This window comes from Ramlibacter sp. (assembly GCF_036383835.1).
Lineage (GTDB): Bacteria > Pseudomonadota > Gammaproteobacteria > Burkholderiales > Burkholderiaceae_C > Ramlibacter.
Map to the genome: position 1 here is coordinate 1 of NZ_DASVNN010000070.1, position 22,864 is coordinate 22,864.

At 69.7% G+C, this 22,864-nt stretch carries 23 protein-coding genes; 8 read left to right on the top strand and 15 right to left on the bottom strand.

The window, feature by feature from the left end; translation table 11 throughout:
• The 3 genes from argA to VF522_RS11725 form a co-directional block, all read left to right on the top strand.
• Positions 1–1,329 (top strand): amino-acid N-acetyltransferase (argA, locus tag VF522_RS11715; protein ID WP_330908443.1); only part of this gene is annotated, 1,329 nt, incomplete at its 5' end.
• A gap of 153 nt (positions 1,330–1,482) precedes the next feature.
• On the top strand, positions 1,483–2,166 hold the full coding sequence (locus tag VF522_RS11720) for a dienelactone hydrolase family protein (protein ID WP_330908444.1): 684 nt from the start codon (positions 1,483–1,485) through the stop codon (positions 2,164–2,166).
• Between the two features lie 23 nt (positions 2,167–2,189).
• Positions 2,190–3,536 carry an erythromycin esterase family protein gene (locus VF522_RS11725; RefSeq protein ID WP_330908445.1) on the top strand — a complete coding sequence of 449 codons (1,347 nt, stop codon included), beginning with the start codon at positions 2,190–2,192 and terminating at the stop codon, positions 3,534–3,536.
• A 115-nt stretch (positions 3,537–3,651) separates the two neighbouring features.
• Here the strand turns inward: VF522_RS11725 and VF522_RS11730 are convergent, their stop codons facing one another.
• From VF522_RS11730 to VF522_RS11755, 6 genes are all read right to left on the bottom strand, one after another.
• A complete protein-coding gene (locus VF522_RS11730; protein ID WP_330908446.1) occupies positions 3,652–4,194 on the bottom strand; it encodes a disulfide bond formation protein B in 543 nt (180 codons plus the stop codon).
• 31 nt (positions 4,195–4,225) lie between these two features.
• Positions 4,226–5,320: a sulfate ABC transporter ATP-binding protein gene (locus VF522_RS11735; protein ID WP_330908447.1), complete on the bottom strand. Its 1,095-nt coding sequence runs from the start codon at positions 5,318–5,320 to the stop codon at positions 4,226–4,228.
• Complete coding sequence (gene cysW / locus VF522_RS11740; protein ID WP_330908448.1) at positions 5,317–6,219, bottom strand: sulfate ABC transporter permease subunit CysW; 903 nt, start codon at positions 6,217–6,219, stop codon at positions 5,317–5,319. Before cysW ends, VF522_RS11735 begins: the two co-directional genes overlap by 4 nt.
• 1 nt (position 6,220) lies before the next feature.
• Positions 6,221–7,105, bottom strand: a complete 885-nt coding sequence (gene cysT / locus VF522_RS11745; protein WP_330908449.1) for a sulfate ABC transporter permease subunit CysT — start codon at positions 7,103–7,105, stop codon at positions 6,221–6,223.
• Positions 7,106–7,112: 7 nt separating this feature from the next.
• Complete coding sequence (locus VF522_RS11750) at positions 7,113–8,102, bottom strand: sulfate ABC transporter substrate-binding protein (protein WP_330908450.1); 990 nt, start codon at positions 8,100–8,102, stop codon at positions 7,113–7,115.
• Positions 8,103–8,227: 125 nt separating this feature from the next.
• Positions 8,228–8,986 carry an IclR family transcriptional regulator domain-containing protein gene (locus VF522_RS11755; protein WP_330908451.1) on the bottom strand — a complete coding sequence of 253 codons (759 nt, stop codon included), beginning with the start codon at positions 8,984–8,986 and terminating at the stop codon, positions 8,228–8,230.
• A 110-nt stretch (positions 8,987–9,096) separates the two neighbouring features.
• On the opposite strand from VF522_RS11755, the gene pobA reads away from it, so the two are divergent.
• Positions 9,097–10,278: a 4-hydroxybenzoate 3-monooxygenase gene (gene pobA, locus VF522_RS11760; RefSeq protein WP_330908452.1), complete on the top strand. Its 1,182-nt coding sequence runs from the start codon at positions 9,097–9,099 to the stop codon at positions 10,276–10,278.
• A 106-nt stretch (positions 10,279–10,384) separates the two neighbouring features.
• On the opposite strand, the gene VF522_RS11765 is transcribed toward pobA, so the two are convergent.
• On the bottom strand, positions 10,385–11,359 hold the full coding sequence (locus VF522_RS11765) for a tripartite tricarboxylate transporter substrate-binding protein (protein WP_330908453.1): 975 nt from the start codon (positions 11,357–11,359) through the stop codon (positions 10,385–10,387).
• A 153-nt stretch (positions 11,360–11,512) separates the two neighbouring features.
• Here VF522_RS11765 and VF522_RS11770 point away from each other — a divergent pair, with 153 nt between their 5' ends.
• The gene (locus VF522_RS11770; protein ID WP_330908454.1) at positions 11,513–12,430 is read left to right on the top strand and encodes a CoA transferase; all 918 of its coding nucleotides are present in this window, start codon (positions 11,513–11,515) and stop codon (positions 12,428–12,430) included.
• Here VF522_RS11770 and VF522_RS11775 read toward each other — a convergent pair.
• Together VF522_RS11775 and VF522_RS11780 are read right to left on the bottom strand one after the other, a co-directional pair.
• A complete protein-coding gene (locus VF522_RS11775; protein ID WP_330908455.1) occupies positions 12,406–14,091 on the bottom strand; it encodes a hybrid sensor histidine kinase/response regulator in 1,686 nt (561 codons plus the stop codon). The genes VF522_RS11770 and VF522_RS11775 overlap by 25 nt on opposite strands.
• 62 nt (positions 14,092–14,153) lie before the next feature.
• On the bottom strand, positions 14,154–16,403 hold the full coding sequence (locus VF522_RS11780; RefSeq protein ID WP_330908456.1) for a YgiQ family radical SAM protein: 2,250 nt from the start codon (positions 16,401–16,403) through the stop codon (positions 14,154–14,156).
• A 173-nt stretch (positions 16,404–16,576) separates the two neighbouring features.
• Between VF522_RS11780 and VF522_RS11785 the strand changes: the two genes are divergently transcribed.
• The gene (locus VF522_RS11785; protein WP_330908457.1) at positions 16,577–18,196 is read left to right on the top strand and encodes a methyl-accepting chemotaxis protein; all 1,620 of its coding nucleotides are present in this window, start codon (positions 16,577–16,579) and stop codon (positions 18,194–18,196) included.
• Here VF522_RS11785 and VF522_RS11790 read toward each other — a convergent pair.
• From VF522_RS11790 to VF522_RS11810, 5 genes are read right to left on the bottom strand one after another with little or no spacing between them, the layout of a single operon-like run.
• On the bottom strand, positions 18,193–18,636 hold the full coding sequence (locus VF522_RS11790) for a MarR family winged helix-turn-helix transcriptional regulator (protein ID WP_330908458.1): 444 nt from the start codon (positions 18,634–18,636) through the stop codon (positions 18,193–18,195). The genes VF522_RS11785 and VF522_RS11790 overlap by 4 nt on opposite strands.
• A gap of 5 nt (positions 18,637–18,641) precedes the next feature.
• Positions 18,642–18,824, bottom strand: a complete 183-nt coding sequence (locus tag VF522_RS11795; RefSeq protein WP_330908459.1) for a hypothetical protein — start codon at positions 18,822–18,824, stop codon at positions 18,642–18,644.
• A complete protein-coding gene (locus VF522_RS11800; RefSeq protein ID WP_330908460.1) occupies positions 18,821–20,413 on the bottom strand; it encodes an FAD-dependent monooxygenase in 1,593 nt (530 codons plus the stop codon). The genes VF522_RS11795 and VF522_RS11800 overlap by 4 nt, the downstream gene beginning before the upstream one ends.
• 48 nt (positions 20,414–20,461) lie before the next feature.
• Entirely contained in the window at positions 20,462–20,881 is a 420-nt protein-coding gene (locus tag VF522_RS11805; protein ID WP_330908461.1) for a CHRD domain-containing protein, read from the bottom strand.
• Between the two features lie 46 nt (positions 20,882–20,927).
• The gene (locus tag VF522_RS11810; RefSeq protein ID WP_330908462.1) at positions 20,928–21,131 is read right to left on the bottom strand and encodes a hypothetical protein; all 204 of its coding nucleotides are present in this window, start codon (positions 21,129–21,131) and stop codon (positions 20,928–20,930) included.
• A 223-nt stretch (positions 21,132–21,354) separates the two neighbouring features.
• On the opposite strand from VF522_RS11810, the gene VF522_RS11815 reads away from it, so the two are divergent.
• Both VF522_RS11815 and VF522_RS11820 read left to right on the top strand, forming a co-directional pair.
• Positions 21,355–21,597 (top strand): hypothetical protein, encoded by a 243-nt coding sequence (locus VF522_RS11815; protein WP_330908463.1) that lies wholly within the window; start codon positions 21,355–21,357, stop codon positions 21,595–21,597.
• A 68-nt stretch (positions 21,598–21,665) separates the two neighbouring features.
• Positions 21,666–22,220, top strand: a complete 555-nt coding sequence (locus tag VF522_RS11820; RefSeq protein WP_330908464.1) for a DUF924 family protein — start codon at positions 21,666–21,668, stop codon at positions 22,218–22,220.
• Here VF522_RS11820 and VF522_RS11825 read toward each other — a convergent pair.
• A complete protein-coding gene (locus VF522_RS11825; RefSeq protein WP_330908465.1) occupies positions 22,212–22,844 on the bottom strand; it encodes a hypothetical protein in 633 nt (210 codons plus the stop codon). The genes VF522_RS11820 and VF522_RS11825 overlap by 9 nt on opposite strands.
• Positions 22,845–22,864 lie beyond the last annotated feature (20 nt).

A 22,864-nucleotide genomic window follows, 5' to 3' on the forward strand; every position in this document is an offset into this window, starting at 1 on the left:
ACCTTCGTGCCCTGGTTCCGCTCGGTGGCGCCGTACATCCACATGCACCGGGGCAAGACCTTCGTGGTGGGCATGGCCGGCGAGGCGATCGCCGCGGGCAAGCTGCACCACATCGCGCAGGACCTCGCCCTGATCCAGAGCATGGGCGTGAAGGTGGTGCTGGTGCACGGCTTCCGGCCGCAGGTGAACGAGCAGCTCAAGGCCAAGGGCCATGCGGCGCGCTACTCGCACGGCATGCGCATCACCGACGAAGTGGCGCTCGATTCCGCGCAGGAAGCCGCCGGCCAGCTGCGCTACGAGATCGAGGCGGCCTTCAGCCAGGGACTCCCGAACACGCCCATGGCGGGTTCCACCGTGCGCGTGATCTCCGGCAACTTCGTCACCGCGCGGCCGGTCGGCGTCCTGGACGGCATCGACTTCCAGCACTCCGGGCTGGTGCGCAAGGTGGACGTCGCCGGCATCTCGCGCACGATCGACCTCGGCGCGATGATCCTGCTGTCGCCCTTCGGCTTCTCGCCCACCGGCGAGGCCTTCAACCTGACCATGGAGGAGGTCGCCACCAGCGTGGCGATCGCCCTGCAGGCCGACAAGCTGATCTTCCTCACCGAGGTCCCCGGCGTGCGCGTGAAGCCGCTGGATCCGGAGCACGAGGACAACCCGATCGACACCGAGCTGCCGCTGGCCGCCGCCAAGCAGCTGCTGGCCAGCCTGCCCCCGGCGCAGAACCCCAGCGACACCGCCTTCTACCTGCAGCACTGCGTGAAGGCCTGCGAGGCCGGCGTCGAGCGCAGCCACATCATCCCCTTCGCGGTGGACGGCTCGCTGCTGCTGGAGGTCTACGTGCACGACGGCATCGGCACGATGGTGGTGGACGAGAAGCTGGAGGAACTGCGCGAGGCGACCGCGGACGACGTGGGCGGCATCCTTCAGCTGATCGAACCCTTCGAGAAGGACGGCACGCTGGTCAAGCGCGACCGCACCGAGATCGAACGCGACATCGCCAACTACACGATCGTCGAACACGACGGGGTGATCTTCGCCTGCGCGGCGCTCTACCCCTATCCCGAGGCGCGCACAGGCGAGATGGCGGCGCTCACCGTCTCGCCGCAGAGCCAGGGCCAGGGCGACGGCGAGAAGATCCTGCGGCGCGTCGAGCAGCGCGCGCGGGCCATGGGCCTGGATAGCATCTTCGTGCTCACCACCCGCACCATGCACTGGTTCCTCAAGCGCGGCTTCGTGCAGGTGGACCCGGACTGGCTCCCCGAGGCGCGCAAGCGCAAGTACAACTGGGACCGGAAGAGCATGGTGTTCGTCAAGAAGCTCGCCTGAGCCTCCTGTCGCGCTGCGTCCCGGCGTGACAAGCACGCCGCGGCGGCCTATCGTCGTGTTTCGCGGCAGCGGGGTCCACGTCCTACAGCACCGGCGCCTGGCGCCGACGCGCGCCCATCCGCCGCTGCCTTAGCTTCGAAAGGAGTGACAGCGATGACGACGAGCACCCCCGCGTCCCTGCAGGAAGTCCGCATCCCCACCGGGCCGGCCTGGCTGTATGGCGACCTCGGCCTGCCGCGCGAACCGCGGGGGCTGGTGCTGTTCGCCCACGGCAGCGGCAGCGGCCGCCACAGCGCGCGCAACCGCCAGGTGGCCCGCCGGCTCGAAGAGGCCGGCCTCGCCACCCTGCTCTTCGACCTGCTGACGGTCGACGAGGAAAGGGTCGACGCCAGCACGCGCGAGCACCGCTTCGACATCGCGCTGCTGACGCGGCGCATGGAAACGGCGGTCGCCTGGACGCGCGCGCAGGAGCTCACGCGGCACCTGCCGCTGGGCCTGTTCGGCGCCAGCACCGGCAGTGCCGCGGCGTTGATCGCCGCGGCGCAGTTGCCGCAGCACGTGTCCGCGGTGGTGTCGCGCGGCGGCCGCCCGGACCTCGCGGGGTCCGCCGCGCTTGCGGCCGTGACGGCGCCCACCCTGCTGCTGGTGGGCGGCGCGGACCCGCAGGTGTTGTCGCTGAACGAAGAGGCGCTGCGCCACCTGGCCTGCCCCAGGGAGCTGATGGTGGTGCCCGGTGCGACGCACCTGTTCGAGGAGCCCGGCACGCTGGAACGTGTCTCGGAGCTCGCCTCGTCGTGGTTCGAGCGGCACCTGCAGCGCGTGGAGCACCCGGCCTAGGAACGCGACGAAGGAGTCCCGCGATGGCCTTGTTCCCGACCCGTGAAGACACCCTGCTGGAAGGCCTGCGCGGACATCTCCGCACGCTGAGGGGCGCCGCCGCGCAGGACGAACTGCTGGTCCGGCAGCTGTCCCGCGCCAGGCTGGCGCTGCTCGGCGAGGCCTCGCACGGCACCCACGAGTTCTACGCGGAACGGGCCGCGCTCAGCCAGCGGCTGATCCGGGACCATGGATTCAATGCGGTGGTCGTCGAAGCCGACTGGCCGGATGCCTGGCGGGTGAACCGCTACATCCGCGGCGTGTCCGATGACGCGGACGCGGCAGCCGCCCTCTCCGGGTTCGAGCGCTTCCCCACCTGGATGTGGCGCAACACCGCGGTCCGCGACTTCGTCGAATGGATGCGCGAGTGCAACCGCGACCGGGCGCCGTCGCAGCAGGTCGGCTTCTACGGCATGGACCTGTACAGCCTCTACAACTCCATCGGCGCCGTGCTCGGCTACCTCGATCGCGTGGATCCCGAAGCGGCGCTGCGCGCCCGCAGCCGCTACGCCTGCTTCGACCACTTCGGCGAAGACAGCCAGGCCTACGGCTATGCGGCGAGCTTCGGCCTGCAATCGAGCTGCGAGGACGAGGTGATCCAGCAGTTGCGCGAGATGAACCGGCGCGCGGCGGACCTCGTGGCGGGATCGGGCCAGGACCGCGCGGACATGTTCTTCGCGCAGCAGAACGCGCGCCTGGTGCGCAACGCCGAGGAGTACTACCGCACCATGTTCCACGGACGCGTGTCGTCGTGGAACCTGCGGGACAGCCACATGGTGGAGACGCTGCAGGCCCTGGAAAAGCACCTCTCGGCCCTGGGCAGTCCCACCCGCATGGTCGTCTGGGCCCACAACTCGCACGTCGGCGACGCGAGCGCCACCGAGATGGGCGACATGGGCGAATGGAACGTGGGCCAGCTGGCGCGCGACCGCTGGGACAGCGAGGCGATGCTGGTCGGCTTCAGCACCCACCGCGGCACCGTGACGGCCGCCTCCGAATGGGACGGCACCGCGGAACGCAAGAGGGTGCGCCCCGGCCTCGAGGGCAGCTACGAGGACCTCTTCCACCGCGCGGGCGAAGAGCGCTTCTGGCTGCCGCTACGGGACAACCCGGAACTGGGCGAGCTGCTGGAGGAGCGCCGGCTGCAGCGCGCGATCGGCGTGATCTACCAGCCGCGGACCGAGCGCATGAGCCACTACTTCCACACGCGGCTGCCCCTGCAGTTCGACGCGATGATCCACATCGACGAGACCCGGGCGGTGGAACCGCTGGTGCCCGAGCCGACGTGGCACGCCGGCGAGCCGGCGGAGACGTATCCGAGCGGTTTGTGAGCGTCCGAGCGCTCGATTTCGCGTAGGGTGGGCAAGCTTGCTTGCCCACCGTGGAGCCGTCGATGGCGGGCAAGCAAGCTTGCCCACCCTACACAGGCCCGAAGGACGTGGATCCTTACGCCGTGACCGGCGTGCCGCCCGCAGGCGGCGCGCGCCGCACCTGCCGCGCGATGAGCACGAGCGCCACCAGCGCGAAGAAAACGAAACAGAGGAACGACCAGTTCGCGATCGACAGGCCGAGGAAGGTCCAGTCGATCTTGGTGCAGTCGCCGCTGCCGCGGAAGATCATCGGCACCGCCCGGCGCAGCGGGAAGGTCTCGATCATCCCGTAGAAGTCGCGGCCGCAGGAGGCGAACTCCGGCGGATGCCACTGCAGCCAGCTCTGGCGGGCGGCCACGAAGGCGCCGAACCCGGACAGCAGGACGACGAGGCCCGCGCCCCCGACATGCGCGCCGCGCGAGCGCAGCAGCGCGCTCGCCGCGGCGACGATCGCCACCAGCGTCAACGCATAGCGCTGCACGATGCACATGGGACAGGGCTCCAGCCCCACGACGTGCTGCAGGTAGAGGCCGAAGGCCAGCAGCGCCACGCAGGCGGCGGCCACCAGGGCCAGGACGCGGCGCGGCGCGGTGTCGAACCAGTTCAGGATTGCGGACATCGTTCTCGTTTCCCCCAACGCGGCGATGATCTCAGATTCCCGCGCCCGTCTCCAGGAACACCCTCGCCTGCCTCGGCCTGACCACCAGCTTCTCGCCTTCGCGCAGGCCCATGTCGCGGAACTGCTGCGCCGGGATCTGCGCCTCGATCAGCGGGTCGGCGCCGTTGGCGGGCGAGCCACCCTCCACCGGCATCAGCTCCAGGCGGGCGATCGGCCCGACCACGATGGCGCGCTCCAGGTTCACCACGATGCCGCTCGCACCCGGCGCGTAGCGTTGCACGTCGAGATCGTGCGGACGCACGTAAGCCGAAGCCTTGGCGTTCTGCGCCGCCGCATGTTCGGGCGAGTCCAGCTGCACGCCGCCGAACTGCACCTCGCCCTCGTGGGCACGGCCGTGGAACAGGTTCACGTCGCCGAGGAAGCCGTAGACGAAGGGGCTGGCCGGATGGTCCCACACCTCCTGCGGCGAGCCGACCTGCTCGATGTTGCCGGCGTTCATCAACACCACGCGGTCGGCGACTTCCAGCGCCTCTTCCTGGTCGTGCGTGACGAAGATGGACGTGACGTGCAGGTCGTCGTGCAGGCGGCGCAGCCAGCGGCGCAGTTCCTTGCGCACCTTGGCGTCGAGCGCGCCGAAAGGCTCGTCCAGCAACAGCACCTTGGGCTCCACGGCGAGTGCCCGGGCCAGCGCGATGCGCTGGCGCTGGCCGCCGGAGAGCTGCGAGGGGAAGCGGTCGGCCAGCCAGTCCAGCTGCACCAGCTTCAGCAGCTCGTGCACCTTCTGCTTGATCTGCGCTTCCGGGGGACGCTGGCCGCGCGGCTTCACGCGCAGGCCGAAGGCGACGTTCTCGAACACGGTCATGTGGCGGAACAGCGCGTAGTGCTGGAACACGAAGCCCACCTGGCGCTCGCGCACGTGCACGTCGGTGGTGTCCTCGCCGGCGAACAGGATGCTCCCCGCGTCGGCCGTCTCCAGGCCGGCGATGATGCGCAGCAGCGTCGTCTTGCCGCACCCCGAAGGCCCGAGCAGCGCGACCAGCTCGCCGGACTGGATGTTGAGGGACACGTCGTTCAGGGCGCGGAAGTCCCCGAACCGCTTCGTCACATTGCGGATCTCGATGCTCATGCAGCTTTCTCCAGCGCCCCGACCGGGCGCTCCGGCGGCAGCTCGTTGGCCGCCTTCATTTCGCGTTCGTGCTGCCACTCGGCCACGGACTTGATCACCAGCGTGACCAGGGCGAGCAGCGCCAGCAGGGAAGCCACCGCGAAGGCGGCCACCGACTGGTATTCGTTGTAGAGGATCTCCACGTGCAGCGGCATGGTGTTGGTCTGGCCGCGGATGTGGCCGGACACCACCGACACCGCGCCGAACTCGCCCATGGCGCGCGCGTTGCACAGGATCACGCCGTAGATCAGGCCCCACTTGATGTTGGGCAGGGTCACGTGCCGGAAGGTCTGCCAGCCGGTGGCCCCCAGCACGATCGCGGCCTGCTCCTCTTCGCTGCCCTGCGCCTGCATCAGCGGGATCAGCTCGCGCGCGATGAAGGGGAAGGTGACGAAGACGGTCGCCAGCACGATGCCGGGCACGGCGAAGATGATCTTGATGTCGTGATCCGACAGCCAGGGGCCGAACCAGCCCTGCGCGCCGAACACCAGCACGTAGATCAGGCCCGCCACGACGGGCGACACCGAGAACGGCAGGTCCACCAGCGTGGTCAGGAAGGCCTTGCCGCGGAACTCGTACTTGGCGATGCACCAGGCGGCGGCGACGCCGAAGACCAGGTTCAACGGCACGGTGATCGCCGCCGTGATCAGCGTGAGCCGGATCGCGGACCAGGCGTCGGGCTCGCGCAGGCCTTCGAGGTAGGCGCCGAATCCCTTGCGCAGCGCCTCGGTGAACACGGCCGCGAGCGGCAGCAGCAGGAACAGCAGCAGGAACAGCAGCGCGATCGCGATCAGCGTGTGGCGCACCCAGGGCGCTTCGGTGGTCGACACGCGCTTCTTGCTCAGGTCCGTCGTCGCCATGTCACTTGCCTCCGGCACGGCGGCGTTGCCAGGCCTGCAGGCCGTTGATGACGAACAGCAGCAGGAAGGAGAACAGAAGCATCACCGTGGCGACCGCGGTGGCGCCGGCGTAGTCGTACTGCTCCAGCTTGCCGATGATGATCAGGGGCGTGATCTCGGAGACCATGGGCATGTTGCCGGCGATGAAGATCACCGAGCCGTATTCGCCGATCGCTCGGGCGAAGGCCATCGCGAAGCCGGTCAGCAGCGCCGGCGTGATCGAGGGCAGGATCACCTTGGTGAAGGTCTGCCAGCGCGTCGCGCCCAGGCACATGGCCGCCTCTTCCAGTTCCTTCTCGGACTCCTCCAGCACCGGCTGCACCGTGCGCACCACGAATGGCAGGCCGATGAAGATCAGCGCGATCACCACGCCGTTGGGGTTGAAGGCGAGCTGGATGCCCAGCGGCTCCAGGTATTGGCCGATCCAGCCGTTGCCGGCCAGCAGCGCGGTGAGCGAGATGCCCGCGACGGCGGTGGGCAGCGCGAACGGCAGGTCCACCAGCGCGTCGACGATGCGCTTGCCCGGAAAGGAATAGCGCACCAGCACCCACGCGACCAGCAGGCCGAAGAAGACGTTGACCAGCGCGGCGATGAACGACGCGCCGAAGGTGAGGCGATAGGAAGCCAGCACGCGGGGCGAGCTCACGGCCGCCCAGAACAGGTCCCACGACATCGTGAAAGTCTTGAGGACCAGCGCCGACAGCGGGATCAGCACGATCAGGCACAGCCAGAACAGCGTGTAGCCCAGGGTCAGGTTGAACCCCGGGAGCACCTTGCGGCTGCCGCCTGGACGTGAAGAAGACGCCGCCGCCGCACCGGGCAGCGGCGCCGTGATGGCGCCACTCATGGAAGCCTTACTTGACCGTGTAGATCTTGTCGAACTGGCCGCCGTCGTTGAAGTGCACCTTCTGCGCTTCGGCCAGCGAGCCGTACAGTTCCTGCACGGTGAACAGCTTGATCGGCTTGAATTTGCTGTGCTTCTTCAGCACCGCTTCGCTGGTCGGACGGATGTAGTGCTTGGCGGCGATCTCCTGCCCCTCGTCCGAGTACAGGAAGTTCAGGTAGGCCTTGGCCAGGTCCCCCGTGCCCTTCTTGGCGACGGTGCGCTCGACCACCGCCACCGGATTGGCGGCCACGATGCTGACGGACGGGTACACCACGTCCACCTTGTTGGCTCCGAATTCCTGGTTGACCGATTCCACCTCGGACTCGAACGTGATCAGCACGTCGCCGATGTTGCGTTGCAGGAAGGCGCTGGTGGCGTCGCGGCCGCCGCGGGCCAGCACCGGCACGTTCTTGTACAGCTTGGAGACGAACTCGGCGGCCTGGACGTCGGTGCCGCCCTTCTTCTTGATGTAGCCCCAGGCGGCGAGGTAGGCGTAGCGGCCGTTGCCGCCGGTCTTGGGGTTCACCACCACGACCTTGACGTCGGGCTTGAGGAGGTCGTCCCAGTCCTTGATGCCCTTGGGGTTGCCGTTGCGCACCAGGAACAGCATGGTGGACGTGGTCGGCGCCGCGTTGTGCGGGAAGCGCTTGGCCCAGTCCTTGGCCACGATGCCCTTGTCAGCCAGGAATTCGATGTCGGTGGTGGTGTTCATGGTCACCACGTCCGCGTCGAGGCCGTCGGCCACGGCGCGCGCCTGCGCGCTGGAGCCGGCATGCGACTGCTCGATCTTCACGTCCTTGCCGGTGGTCTTCTTGTACCAGGGCACGAAGGCGGCATTGACGTCCTTGTAGAACTCGCGCGCCACGTCGTACGAGACGTTCAGCAGGGACTGCTGCGCGGAGGCCAGGCCGCTGGTGGCCAGGGCCACGGAGGCCAGGAGGAGCTTGAACTTGGTCATGGATGAGAAGAGGAATCGGGGCGCAAGGCCCCGAATTTTTTCTGGTACCGGGATTGTGGGGACGCTGGCTTAAAGCTGCAACGAATATCTCGTTGTTAATTTATTGTATTCGCGGCATATGAACTTCACAGGAGGGGCCGCAGTTCGCGGGCGGCTTCCAGCAGCAGGGGCAGCAGGTCCTTCTGCAGGGCACGCCGTTCCAGCCGCTGGGGCGACGCCACCACGTTCAGGGCGGCCACCGTCCGGCCGTCCATGGTCCTCAGCGGAACCGCCAGGGCATGGACCCCAAGCTCGTGCTCCTCGCTGGCCACGCACCAGTCCTGCTGGCGGACCTCGTCGATCAGGGCTTTGAAAGCGCGCGGTTCGACGGTGGTGTGGGCGGTGAGGCGGGCCAGCTCCCGGCCTTTCATCCAGGCGTTGAACTCGCTGCGGCTCCTGGCCGCGAGCAGTACGCGGCCGGTGGAGGTGGCGTGCGCCGGCAGGCGCGCACCCAGGTGCAGGCCGTAGGCGAGCAGGCGGCCGGTGCCGCTGCGCGCCACGATCACCCCGTGCTCGCCATCCAGCACCACCACCGAAAAGGACTCGCCGGTCTGCGCCGCGAGCCGGTTGAGCGTGGGTTGCACCACCCGCGGCAGCCGGGCCGAGCCGAGGTAGCTGCCGGAGAAGCGCAGCACCTTGGGCGCCAGCCAGAACCAGCTGCCGTCGGTTTCCAGGTAACCGAGGTGCGCGAGGGTCAGCAGGTGCCGGCGGGCGGCGGCGCGCGTGAGCCCGGCGCGCTCGGCGGCCAGCGTGGCGTTGAGGCGCTGGCGCTCGGTGTCGAAGCTTTCCAGCACGGCCAGTCCCTTGGCCATGCCGGCGATGAAGTCGGCTTTCGCGATGGTCATGGAGATTGCGCGATCATCGCGCAGCGCGCGCAATGATCGCACAACGCCTGCGCCCTGCCCTGTTCATGCGTCCCGCGCCGTCCTAAGCTGGCGCCCAGGAGACGAACCCCATGACCACGCGCACCCAGGTCGCCATCGTCGGCGCCGGCCCCGCCGGGCTGCTTCTCGGCCAGCTGCTGTCCAGGGCCGGCATCGCCAACGTGATCCTCGAACGCCAGAGCGCCGACTACGTGCTCGGGCGCATCCGTGCCGGCGTGCTGGAACAGGTCACGGTCGACCTCATGGAGGAATGCGGCGTGGCCCAGCGCATGCACCGAGAAGGCCTGGTGCACGAGGGCATCGAGCTGCTGTTCAAGGGGCAGCGGCACCGCATCGACTTGCCCGGCCTCACCGGCGGCAAGACGGTGACGGTGTACGGCCAGACCGAGGTGACGCGCGACCTGATGGCGGCCCGCGCCGCGGCAGGCCTGCAGACCGTGTACGAGGTCGGGGACAGCGTCACGCTGCACGACTTCGACGGCGCGAGCCCGCGCGTGCGCTATCGCAAGGACGGCCAGGAGCACGAGATCGCCTGCGACTTCATCGCGGGCTGCGACGGCTTCCATGGCGTCAGCCGCGCCAGCGTGCCGAAGGGGGCGATCGCCGAATACGAGAAGGTCTATCCCTTCGGCTGGCTGGGCCTGCTGGCGGACGTGCCGCCGGTGTTCCACGAGCTGATCTACGCCAACACCGGCCGCGGCTTCGCGCTCTGCTCCATGCGCAGCCCGACGCGCAGCCGCTACTACCTGCAAGTGCCGCTGGAGGAGAAGGTGGACCAGTGGTCGGACGCGGCCTTCTGGGACGAGCTGCGGCGCCGGCTCGATCCCGAGGCGCGCGAGCGGCTGGTCACCGGCCCGGCGCTGGAAAAGAGCATCGCGCCGCTGCGCAGCTTCGTCGCCGAGCCGATGCGTTTCGGCCGCCTGTTCCTGGCCGGCGACGCGGCCCACATCGTGCCGCCCACCGGCGCGAAAGGCCTGAACCTCGCCACCTCCGACGTGAAGTACCTGTCCTCCGCACTCATCGAGTTCTACGGGGAACGCAGCAGCGCCGGCCTGGACCACTACTCGGACCGCGCGCTGCGCCGCATCTGGAAGGCCGAACGCTTCTCGTGGTGGTTCACCGGCCTCATGCACCAGTTCCCCGGCGAGGGCCCGATCGCGCAGAAGCTGCAGGAGGCGGAGCTGGACTACCTGGTGAACTCGAAGGCGGCGAGCACGGCGCTGGCGGAGAACTACGTGGGCCTGCCCTTGTAGTCGTCACCCCCGCGCAGGCGGGGGCCCAGGGCATTGAAAAAGGGCCGCAACCGCGGCCCTTCTCTTTGAAGCCCTGGTTCCCCGCCTGTACGGGGATGACGAAGCATCAATCCGCGAACTTGCCGCCCGCCCGGATCACCGGGCCCCACTTGTCGATCTCCGACTTCAGCAGGACGTGCAGCGCCTCGGGCGTGTTCTTCGCGTCCGGCACGATCTCGGCGCCGAGGTCGTCCATGCGCTTGACCACGTCGGGATCCCTCAGCGCCGCACGCACGGCCGCATTCATGCGGTCGACGACGGCCTTGGGCGTGCCCTTGGGCGCGTAGATGCCGTGCCACACCACCACCTCGAAGTCCTTCAGGCCCTGCTCCGCCAGCGTCGGCGCGTTGGGCAGCACCTTCACGCGGTCCTTGGTGGTCACGCCATAGAGCTTCACCGAGCCGGCCTTGATCTGCGGCACGGTCTGCGTCGTCTGGTCGCACATGACGTCGACCTGGCCGCCCAGCAGCGCGTTCATCGCCGGGCCGGTGCCCTGGAACGGCACTTCGGTCAGCGTCACGCCGATCGCGCGCTGGAACATCATGCCGCACAGCTGCGACACGGCACCCAGGCCCGCGGTGGCGAGGTTGATCTTCTCCTTGTTGGCCTTGACGTAGGTGACCAGCTCCTGGAAGTTGTTGGCCGGGAAGTCCTTGCGGGCCAGCAGCGTCATCGGCACTTCCACCGCCTGCGACACGTACTCGAAGTCCTTCAGCGCGTCGTAGCTCAGCTTGCGGTACAGCGCCGTCGAGGTCGCCATGCCGTTGTGGTGGATGAAGAAGGTGTAGCCGTCGGCCGGCGCCTTGGCCGCATAGGCCGCGGCGACGTTGCCGCCGGCACCCAGCTTGTTCTCCACGATGACGGTCTGGCCGAGGGCCTTGGTCATCGAGGCGCCGAGGGTGCGGGCCACGACGTCGGTGGGGCCGCCGGCCGCGAACGGCACGACGAGCGTGATCGGCTTGGTGGGCCAGTTGCCCTGCGCATGGGCGAGCGCTGCCGTTCCAACGGCCAGCAGCGTGACGAGGGTGCGCTTGAACTGCATCGCTGTTCTCCTGTGGGGACCGGCGGGGGGCCGGCCGGGGACCCGCAGGGTAGCGACACGGTGGCTTCGCGGCATCGGTAAGTACCCCAAAGGCAGAGCTGCGACGCCGGGGGGAGCCGTCTGCTAGCCTTGCGGCGCACCAACCCGAAGCACATGACCCGCACCCACGCCCCGCTCCACGGCCTGCGCATCCTGAGCCTCGCCCTCAACCTGCCGGGACCGGCGGCGCTGATGCGCTGCCGCCGCATGGGCGCCACCTGCGTGAAGATCGAGCCGCCCGGCGGCGATCCCATGGGGCACTACAACCCGGGCGCCTACGCGGAACTGCACGAAGGGGTGAAGGTGCTGCAGGCCGACCTCAAGACGGAGACCGGCCGCGATGCGGTGCATCGCGAACTCGCGAAGGCGGACGTGCTGCTCACGTCCTTCCGGCCCTCGGCCTTGCGCAAGCTCGGGCTGGCGTGGAAGGAACTGCACAGCCGCTATCCCGGCCTGAGCCAGGTGGCGATCGTCGGCGCCCCGGGCGCGCGCGCGGAAGAACCCGGGCACGACCTCACCTACCTCGCCGACAACGGCCTCGTTCCCGGCCTCGAACTCCCCGCCACGCTGTATGCCGACATGAGCGGCTCGCTGATGGCCTCGGAAGCGGTGTTGCAGGCAGCGCTGCGCAAGCACGAACGCTACGGCGGCAGCGGCGATCCGCACCCGGAAGGCCTGTACCTCGAAGTGGCGCTCTCGGATGCCGCGGGCTACCTCGCGCTGCCGCGGCGCTGGGGCCTCACGCAAGCGAGCGGCTCGGTCGGCGGTGCGCATGCCGGCTACCGTCTCTATCCCTGCCGGGACGGCCGCGTCGCGGTCGCGGCACTGGAGCCGCATTTCGCGGCGGCCCTGTGCGAGGCCGCCGGGGTGCCGGGCAGCGACGGCAGCACGATGTTCGCCAGCGGCACGCATGCGGCGGTGGCCGCGTTCTTCGCCGCGAAGACCCGCGCCGAGCTCGACGCGCTGGCGACCGAGAAGGACCTGCCGCTGCACACGATGGCGAACGCTCAGGAACGCGCGGCGGGGAAGTAGAGCTCCACGGTGGTGCCGCCACCGGGCTGGCTCTCGATCGCGACGTCGCCGCCCAGTTGCCGCAGCAGGCCGTACACCTGCGGCAGTCCCAGGCCGGTGCCCGCCTCGCCCTTGGTCGTGAAGAACGGTTCCAGCGCGCGGCGCCGCACTTCCTCCGTCATGCCGGGACCGTCGTCCTGCACGCGCACGCACACGAAGTGGCGCAGCTGCATGCGGCCAGCCGCGTCGGGCACCTCGCGCTGCGCGTTCGCCGTGGCGATCGCCACGTTGCCGGTGCCGCCCATGGCATCTCGCGCGTTCACGACGAGGTTGATCAGTGCGGCATCGAACTGGTTGCGGTCGAGGCGGCAAGGCCGCAGCCCATCGCCCGGCGTGAACGTGACGGGTGCGCCGCGGCCCGCGGCCTGCTGCAGCAGGGGCAGCACCGCCTGCAGCACCGCATTGAGGTCGGCATCCACCGGCGCCAGTTCGCGTTGGCGCGCGAAGGAAAGCAGCTGGCGCGTCATGCCCTTGCCGTTGTCGATCGCGTGCCGTGCACGGTCGATGGCGGCCGCCGCGCGCGGATCCTGCGCCCCGGTGCGCTGCAGCACCTCGAGGTTGGTGGACAGGATGGTCAGCAGGTTGCCGAAGTCGTGCGCGATGCTGCCCGTCAGCTGACCGAGCGCCTCCATCTTCTCGCCCTGCACGATGCGGTCGCGCAGTTGCTGGCGGTGCGCCTGGCTGCGCAGGAACTGCGCCGCCGCCGCCGCGAGCAACAGCAGGAGCATCAGGAGCAGGATGACCGCGGCGCCGGCGGTCTTGCGCCAGGCCGCGAGCACATCGCGCATGTCGTGGGCGAGCGCGACCACCAGCGGCTGCGACTCCAGTGCGTTGTAGCTGAAGACACGCGCGTACGGCACGGGTGGTCCGCCCGAAAGGTAGACGCCCCGCGGCCCGTGCGGCAGGTGGGTGCGGAACAGCGGGTAATCCGCATAGGTCCTGCCGACGACGCCGTACTCCTGCGGGAACTGGGCGATGAGGCGGCCGTCGCGGTGGAACAGCACGATGCGATGGCCGGCCGCCAGTCCGATGCGTTCGTACAGGTCGGAAAAGTAGCGCAGCTGGATCGCCGCCACGGCGATGCCGCGGAACTCGGGCCCCTGCCCGATGCGCCGCGTGACCGCCACGAACCAGCCCAGGCCGGAGCGCGATTGCAGCGGACCGGAAATCGAGCGCACGAGCGAACGATCCTGCACGTGCGCCTGGAAGTAGTCGCGGTCGGCGAGCGTGACGTCGGGCGTCCCGGGGAAATCGGTATCGTGCTGGATGAAGCCGTCGGGGCCGATCACGTACAGCGCGCGCACGTAAGGCATGCCGTCCAGCCGCTCGGTCATCAGCGAGCGCACGCCGGCGTCGTGGCGTTTCCACGAGGACTGGCCCTCGATGCGGTGCGCGACTTCCTGCAGCGCGAGGTCCACCACCTGGAAGGTGTTGGCGGTGTGCGCTTCCATGAGGGCGGTGGTCGCGGCGGCCGAAAACCTGGCACGCGAGATCTCGCGGCCGCGCTCCTGCCAGACGGCGACGGCCAGCACCACCGCCACCAGCAGCCAGACCCCGGATGCGAGTGCGATCACCGCGCCGCCATGGGCTGGCAGGCGGATGCGCCAGTGCCGGTTCGACATGTGCCCTCCACAGCTCGACAGCTGTGTGCGCATTGTAGGAAGGACTTTGTTGCGCGAGCGCGTCAGCGCGGTTTGCGTGGCGGCTTCGCGGCGCCGGTGTCGCGCGGCGGCAGGCCGGTATGCTGCGTGAGCATGCGGCCCTTCTTTGCCGCGACCGGCGTCGAGTTCTTGCGCCGCGGGCTCGCGTAGCTGCCGTCGGTGACCGGCTGGTACGTCGGGACGAGGTGGTGCTTGCCGTTGCCGATCAGGTCGGCGCGGCCCATGGCCTTGAGCGCTTCCCGCAGCATCGGCCAGTTGTTCGGGTCGTGGTAGCGCAGGAAAGCCTTGTGCAGGCGCCGCCGGCGCTCGCCGCGGACGATGTCGACCCCCTCGCTGTCGCGCGTGACCTTGCGCAGCGTGTTCTTGCCCGAGTGGTACATCGCGGTGGCCGTGGCCATCGGGCTGGGGTAGAAGGCCTGCACCTGGTCGGCGCGGAAGCCGTTGCGCTTGAGCCAGATGGCGAGGTTCATCATGTCCTCGTCGCTGGTGCCCGGATGCGCCGCGATGAAGTACGGGATCAGGTATTGCTCCTTGCCCGCCTCCTTCGAGAACTTGTCGAACATCTGCTTGAAGCGCTCGTAGCTGCCCACGCCCGGCTTCATCATCTTCGACAGCGGGCCCTGCTCGGTGTGCTCGGGGGCGATCTTCAGGTAGCCGCCCACGTGGTGCTGCACCAGCTCCTTCACGTACTCGGGCGACTGCACCGCGAGGTCGTAGCGCAGGCCGGAGCCGATCAGGATCTTCTTGATGCCCTTGAGCGCGCGGGCGCGGCGGTAGATCTGGACCAGCGGACCGTGGTCCGTCTTCAGGTTCTGGCAGATGCCGGGATACACGCAGCTGGGCTTGCGGCAGGCCGCCTCGATCTCGGGCGACTTGCAGCCGATGCGGTACATGTTGGCCGTCGGGCCGCCGAGGTCGGAGATGACGCCGGTGAAGCCTTCCACCTTGTCGCGGATCTCCTCCACCTCGCGGATGATCGAGTCCTCGCTGCGGCTCTGGATGATGCGGCCCTCGTGCTCGGTGATCGAGCAGAAGGTGCAGCCGCCGAAGCAGCCGCGCATGATGTTCACGCTGAAGCGGATCATCTCCCAGGCCGGGATCTTCGCGTCGCCGTACGCCGGATGCGGCGCGCGCGCATAGGGCAGCCCGAACACTTCGTCCATTTCCGCCGTGGTGAGCGGGATCGGCGGCGGCGTCAGCCAGACGTCGCGCTCGGCGTGGGCCTGCACCAGTGCCCGCGCGTTGCCGGGATTGGTCTCCAGGTGCAGCACGCGGCTGGCGTGGGCGTACAGCACCGGGTCCGACTTGACGGCTTCGTAGGAAGGCAGGCGGATGACGGTGCGGTCGCGGTTCAGCTTGACGCGCGGGTTGGGCATGAACTGCAGCGGCTTCGCCCCTGCGCCCCCACCCCAGCCCTCCCCCTGAGGGGGAGGGAGTGAAGAGTCTTCCTTCGCGCAGCTCTCGCCCTTGGCCTTCGCCTGGTCCGCGATGGTCATGTAGGGGCTGACGTGCTCCTCCACGCGGCCCGGCGCGTCGACGCTGGTGGAGTCGATCTCCATCCAGCCCTCGGGCGTGGAACGGCGCATGAAGGCCGTGCCGCGCACGTCGGCGATCTCGTCCACCCGCTCCTTCGCCGCGAGGCGGTGGGCGATCTCGACGATCGCGCGTTCGGCGTTGCCGTACAGGAGGAGGTCGCACTTGGCGTCCAGCACGATGCTGTGGCGCACCTTCTCCGACCAGTAGTCGTAGTGCGCGATGCGGCGCAGGCTGCCCTCGATGCCGCCCAGGACGATCGGGACGTCCTTGAACGCCTCGCGGCAGCGCTGGCTGTACACGATCGCAGCGCGGTCGGGCCGCCTGCCGCCCACGTCGCCTGGCGTGTACGCATCGTCGCTGCGCAGCTTCCGGTCCGCCGTGTAGCGGTTGATCATCGAGTCCATGTTCCCGGCGGTCACGCCCCAGAACAGGTTGGGCTTGCCCAGCGCCTTGAAGGCCTCGGCACTCTGCCAGTCCGGCTGCGAAATGATGCCGACCCGGAAGCCCTGCGCTTCCAGCACGCGGCCGATCACCGCCATGCCGAAGCTCGGGTGGTCCACGTAGGCGTCGCCGGTGACGAGGACGATGTCGCAGCTGTCCCAGCCGAGCGCGTCCATCTCCTTCCGGCTCATCGGCAGGAAGGGAGCCGGGCCGAAGCGATGCGCCCAGTACTTGCGGTAGCTGGTGATCGGCTTGGCGGCGCGCGCGAAAAAGGAAACGTCGACGGGGGCGTTCATGGAGCTTTCGGGGGAACCCGCGATTCTAGGCCGTGGACCCCGTCCGGACGGCCGAATGGTTATTACCAAAGGCCCAGCTTTGCTGCGGCGTGCGGCGCAAATGCGCCACACCTTGCTTGCCACCCCCTGGAGCGGCTGGCATCCTGACCAGCTCTTCCACAGGAGCTCCAGGGATGGGCAATCTCAAGTTGGGGGTCCGGTTGGCGATCGCCTTCGGCCTCGTGCTGGCGCTCCTGCTCGTCGCGGTCAGCCTCGCCGTGCTCGCCATGCGCGGCGCGCAGCAACAGGCCGCGCAACTCGAGCAGGAGAACGCGATCCTCCGCACGGCCAACGCCATGCGCGCGGCGCAGCTCAATGCGGCCGTCGCGATCCGCGACTTCGTCGGCCAGACCAACGTGGAACGCCAGCGCATCGCCTTCGACGCGCTCGGCGCCAGCGAGAAGGCCTACGCCGAGGCCGCGAATACCCTCGAATCGCTGGTCGGATTCGGCGGCCAGCACGCGCAGCTGCGGCCCCTGGTCACGAAGCTCGAGGGCGCCAACGCACCGATCACCCGCAAGCTGCACGAGGCCATGGAGCTGTCGGGCCAGGCCGAATATGCCGAGGCGCAAGCCATCGTGTACGACCAGGTGCGGCCGCTGCAGGCGGCGATTGCCGGTGACCTGCAGGCGCTGGTCACCGCTTCGAACGCCGCGGCCAGCGAGCGGCTCGCCGCCGCCCGTGCCGAGGCGCAACGCACCCAGCAGCGCCTCGTCACCATGGCCGTGGTGGCGCTGGCGATCGGCATCCTCGCCACGCTGGCCATCACGCGCAGCATCGTGCGGCCGCTGCGTTCCGCGGTGCACGTCGCCGAGCGCGTGGCGGACGGCGACCTCACGGTGGTCAAGGCCACCCGCCGCACCAACGAGATGGGACGCCTGATCACCGCGCTGCAGGCGATGCGCAGCGGCCTCAACGGCCTGGTGCACGCGATCCGGCGCAGCGCCGACTCGGTGGGCCGCAGCGCGCAAAGGATCGCCGCGGGCAATACCGACCTCGCGGCGCGCACCGAGGAGCAGGCCGCCGCCCTGGAAGAGACCGCGGCCAGCGTGGAGCAGCTCACCGCGATCGTGAAGCAGAACAGCGAGAGCGCCGGACAAGCCAGCGACCTGGCCCGCGAAGCCGCCCGGCTGGCGGAAGGCAGCGGCGAGGCCGTCGCCGGCGTGGTCCGCACCATGGGCGGCATCCAGAAGGCCTCGCGCGACGTGTCCGAGATCGTCGGCGTGATGGACGCGATCGCCTTCCAGACCAACCTGCTGGCGCTCAACGCCGCCGTCGAGGCGGCGCGCGCCGGCGAACAGGGACGCGGCTTCGCGGTGGTGGCCGCCGAAGTCCGCGGGCTGGCGCAGCGCAGCGCCGAGGCGGCGCGCGACATCAAGAAGCTGGTCGCCAGTGCCGTGGGCGAAGCGGACCACGGTGCGCGCGCCGCCGAGAGCGCCGGCGAGTCGATGGCGGGCGTCGTGCAGGTGGCCCGGCAGCTGGCCCAGCTGGTGTCGGACATCGCGCGGGGCAGCGCCGAGCAGCGCTCCGGCATCGAGCAGGTGAACTCCACCATCGCGCAGATGGACACCGCCACGCAGAGCAACGCCGCGCTGGTGCAGGAGATCAACGACTTCATCGAAGGCCTGCTGGATCAGGCGCGCGACCTCTCCGACGCGACCAGCCGCTTCCGCCTGGAAGGCGACACGAGCGAGGCCGTCGAAGCCGACATCGTGGAAACGCAGCCGCTGATGCTGCAACCCGCACCGAACTAGGCCCGGGCGTTCTCCAGCACGCGATCGAGCAGCGCCGCCAGCTGCGCCTGCTCGGTGCGCGTGAGGCAGCCGAACACCTCCTCGTTGCGGCGCGCGATCAGCCGCATCACGCGGTTCCACAGGCGCCTTCCCTCCGGCGTCGGCAGCAGCAGCACGCCCCGCGCATCCTCGGGGTGGGCTTCCTTCACCACCAGCCCGCGCTCGACGAGGCCCTGCGTGGCGCGGCTCGCCTGCGCCTTGTCGAGGTTGGCCCTCGCGGCCAGCTGGTTCACCGAGAGCGGCGCGAAGGTGCCGATCGCGGCGAGGCAGCGCGCCTCGCCGACCGGCAGCCCGAACTCCGCCGCATACGCCGCACTGCTCGCACGGTCGGTGATCTTGTGGAGCTGGTGCAGGCGGTAGCTCAGGAAGCGGTCCAGCGGCGGCGTGGTGCGGCGCGCCATCGCGCTCATTCCTGCAGGCAGCGCTCGCGCGAGCGTTCCAGCAGCGCGAGGACGTCGCCGGCGCTGTCCTGGCGGGCGATCAGCGCCAGCGCCACCATGGCGAGCAGCATCTCGCTGCGTTGCGGCCCCACGTCGCCGAGCGCGCGGCACAGGGCGGTGTAGCTGCGATCGAGGTCGGCCTCGGTCATGGCTGGATCCCTTTCTCCTGGAGGCAGGCGCGGACCGCCTGCGCGTCGAGACCGCGCCAGCGGCCCATCACGTAGCCGTCGGGGCGCACCAGCACGAGGGCGCCGACGCCCTGCCCGCCCGGCAGCCCGTAGCGCAGGCGCGCCTGCCCCAGCGCGTCGGCCTGCGACGCGATGTCCAGCACCGCGACGCCCTGCGCGGCGAGATCCGCCAGCGCGTGCGGCAACGGGCCGTCGCCGAACACGAGGCAGGTGAACTCGGTGCCGAAGCACTGCGTCAGGTGGAACTCGCCCTGCGCGCCGCGCAGCAGCGCCTCGGGCGCGGGCTGCCCCGGCACGGCCAGGTCGCTGGTCCACTCGCCGGACTGCGGCCCGTTCAGCGCGGAGCCGGCGTACGCGACCGGGGCGGACTGCCGCGGGTTGATCAGCGATCGCACGGCGGGCTCGTCGACCGCCAGGCGCAGGGCCGCCTCGCGCATCAGCCGGAACGCGAAGTCCGGCGGCGCCATGAACTCGGTGCTCTTCGCGCCGTAGGCGATGTTCTCCCGCGTGGCGTGCACGCGCTCGGTCGAATAGGTGTCGAGCAGGCCGTCGGGCGCCGCGCCCTCCAGCACCAGCGCGAGTTTCCACGCGAGATTCGCCGCGTCGTCCAGGCCCGAGTTGAGCCCGCGCACGCCGAAGATCGGAACCAGGTGCGCCGCGTCGCCCGCGAAGAGAACGCGTCCCGCGCGATAGGAAGGCAGCGTGAGGCACTTGGCGTTGTACATCGACGCCCATTGCAGCTGCCACGGGGCAGCCTCGCCGATCATGGCCAGGTGGCTCTGCACGCGCGGCAGGATGTTTTCCGGCTTCAGCGCCTCCTGGCCGTCTTCGTCGTCACGCAGCTGGTAGTCGATCCGCCAGACGGAGTCCGGCTGGCGGTGCATCAGCAGCGTGGAGCCCGGATTCGACGGCGGGTCGAACCAGGCCAGGCGTTCCACCGGGCGCTTCGTTTCCTGCACGATGTCGACAATCACGTAGCGGCCTTCGTACTGCGTGCCCTCCAGCTGCAGGCCCAGCCGCTCGCGCACGGTGCTGCGGCCGCCGTCGCACGCCACCGCGTAGTCGGCGCGGACCTGCCGGCGTCCTTCGGCCGTTTCCACTTCCACCGTCACACCTTCGCCGGACGCCTGCAGGTCGACGACACGCGCGGACCACGCCACCTGCACGAGCTGCGGCACCTGCTGCAGCGCCTGGTGCACGAAAGCCTCGACGTGGTACTGCTGGATGTTCGCCATCGGCGCGAAGCGCTGCGTCGGCTCGCTGGGCATCTCGAAATGCAGCACCTCGCGGTTGCGCCAGTAGCTGCGGCCGCCGGTCCAGGGCAAGGCCTTCTCGGCGAGCGCGGGCCCCGCGCCGGCAGTCCACAGGATCTCCTGCGAGCGGCGCGAGATGCAGATGGCGCGGCTGCCGCTGCAGTAGCCGGCGTCGGCCTCGACCACCAGCGATGCGATGCCGTGGCGCGCGAGCAGCGCCGCCAGCGTCAGGCCGACCGGACCGCCGCCGGCGATGAGCACCGGCACGGCGTCCGGCAGCGTTGGTGCGGAGTCCACGCGGCGACTTTAAGACCGGATGGTTGCGGGCGCAACCATGGTGCCGCCTCACCGGCGGGGACGAAGCTGTCCGCGGATTTCGCCGTTGGGATGGCCCGCGGTATGCAGGTTGACGTACCACTGGCCCGAGTTGAGCTGGCCGAGTTGCTCGGGCGTGATGCGCGCCTCGCCGCGGAGGGGATTGGCGCCCAGGCTCCCGAAGGGGATCACGACCGGCGCGTTCTGCCCCGGCCCGGCCGGCCCATGGATATGCGCGCCGGTCACGGGACCGCTCAGTCCAGCATGCGAGATGCGCCAGCGCACCATCGCGGTGGAGGGAACGAACTCCACTTCCACCTGGCCGCTGGCGGCGCTCGCCACCGCCGGTACTTCCTGCGCGCCGGTGAGCTGGGCTTCGAAGCTCTCGGGCGGCTCGCCACGGGTCTGCGCGCAACCGGCCAGCACGGCAAGCAGGCCGGCGACGGCCATGCGCGGAAGAAGGCGAGGAGGAAGATGCATGACGAGCGCGCGCGACTCAGCGGTCCTTCGTCAGCTTGCCGCGCGCCGCGTCCCCTGCCGGCGCCTGCGCGCCCGCTTCGTCCAGCACCGTGTCCGCGCCCGCCGGCGGCTGCTGCGTCGAATGCTCGCCGAGCGTCTTGTTGCCCCGGCCGTCCGCGTTGCCGTGGTCCTCGTTGCCGCCCTCCATGCCTTCGGGGCCGATGCTCGTGTCCGTGTTCATGGGCGCAATCTAGGCTGCGCGGGCGCGCGCGCCTGCAAGCGCTGCCGCCGGGCCGTTGTAGGACGGTACTGCTGCGCCACGCACGGCCGAGGCATCACCCCTGCGCAGGCCAACTCCTACCGCCAGGAAGCCGCCGTCCGACATGCACGGCGCACGCCCCTTCTTACATTGGACTTCGGGGCGCGGCCAAGGGCCGTTTCCCAGCAACTTCAAGGAGTGTTCCATGGCTCAAGGGCAAGACCAGAATCGTCAGCAGGACCAGCAGAAGGGCGGACAGAACCAGAGCAGCAGCCAGGGCGGCGGCGGCATGCAGCAGGATCGGCAGCAGGACCAGCAGCAGGATCGCGGCCAGGCTTCGCGCCAGCAGGAGCAGCAGCGCCAGGACCCGCAGCGCCAGCAGAGCGGCACGAGCCAGGACCAGCAGAAGCAGGACCAGCAGCGCCAGGACCAGTCGCGCAAGAGCTGACCCCTTTCGATCCAAGGCAAGAAGCGGGGCCTCGCCCCGCTTTTTCATGGGGCGCTTAGGCTTGCGGCATGGACACCGCCCCGCCCCTCCCCACCGCGGCCGACGTCGTGCATTTCTGGCGCGATGCCGGCCCCAGGCGCTGGTTCCGGCGCGACGACGATTTCGATGCGCGTTTCCGCGAGGGTTTTCTCGCGGCGCATGAAGCCGCGGCCGCCGGCCGGCTGCAGGCCTGGGGCGCCACGCCCGAAGGAGCGCTCGGGCTCGTGCTCCTGCTGGACCAGTTTCCGCGCAACGTCTTTCGCGGCACGCCGCGCGTGTATGCGACCGACCCGCACGCGCGCCAGATCGCCGACGGCGCGATCCGCGCCGGCTTCGACCGCATGGTCGATCCCGGGCTGCGCCCCTTCTTCTACCTGCCCTTCGCGCATTCCGAAGTGCTGGGCGACCTGGAACGCTGCGTCACGCTCAACGAAGCGCAAGGCGGCGAGTCGCTGCGCTGGGCCAGGCACCATCGCGACATCGTGGCGCGCTTCGGGCGCTTTCCGCACCGCAATGCGATCCTGAGCCGGGCGAGCACGGCCGAAGAGGAGCGCTTTCTCGCGGAGGGCGGCTTCTCAGGCTAGGACGATGTCGACGCCGTCGATGGCGGCGTCGATCGCCAGCGTCGACAGGTCGATCTCCGAGTCGTGGAAGTCGAGCGACGCGTGCGTGTCCGCGCGCAGCCGCACGCTGAAGTCCGTGGGATCGCAGGTCTCGGGCGAGATCACGATGCCGCCGACGTCGGCACTGGCGGCGACGTCGGCCGCGCGCGCGGGCTGCGTGCCCAGCGGGGTGCACCACAGCCGGCCCTGCACGCGGAAAAAGGCCAGCGTGCAGACGCCGCTCGCCACGCCGATGCGCAGCGCGACGCCTTGCGCGGCGCGCTGCAGTTCGAGCGCGAAACGCACCGCTGCGCCGGGATCGTCGAAGGTCGCCAGCGCGGTGGCGTTCACGTAAGGATCGAGGCGGCCGCCATGCCGGCCGTTGAGCCGCTGCAGGTCCTGGTAGAAGCTCTCGGTGAGGCTGCCGGGCTCGCCGGGCAGGACGCCCGCCTCGGCATGCACGAGGGTGAGACGGCGTCGTTCGAAGCGGATGCTGTCGCGCTCGGCGCCGACGAACAGGTCCTTCCAGACCGCGGGCGGCAACTGGTGCAGCACCTTGTCCGAGAGTGCCTCCAGCAGGAGTGCCGTGTCCTGGTTCGCGTCCATGCTTCCTTCCGGTTTCGACG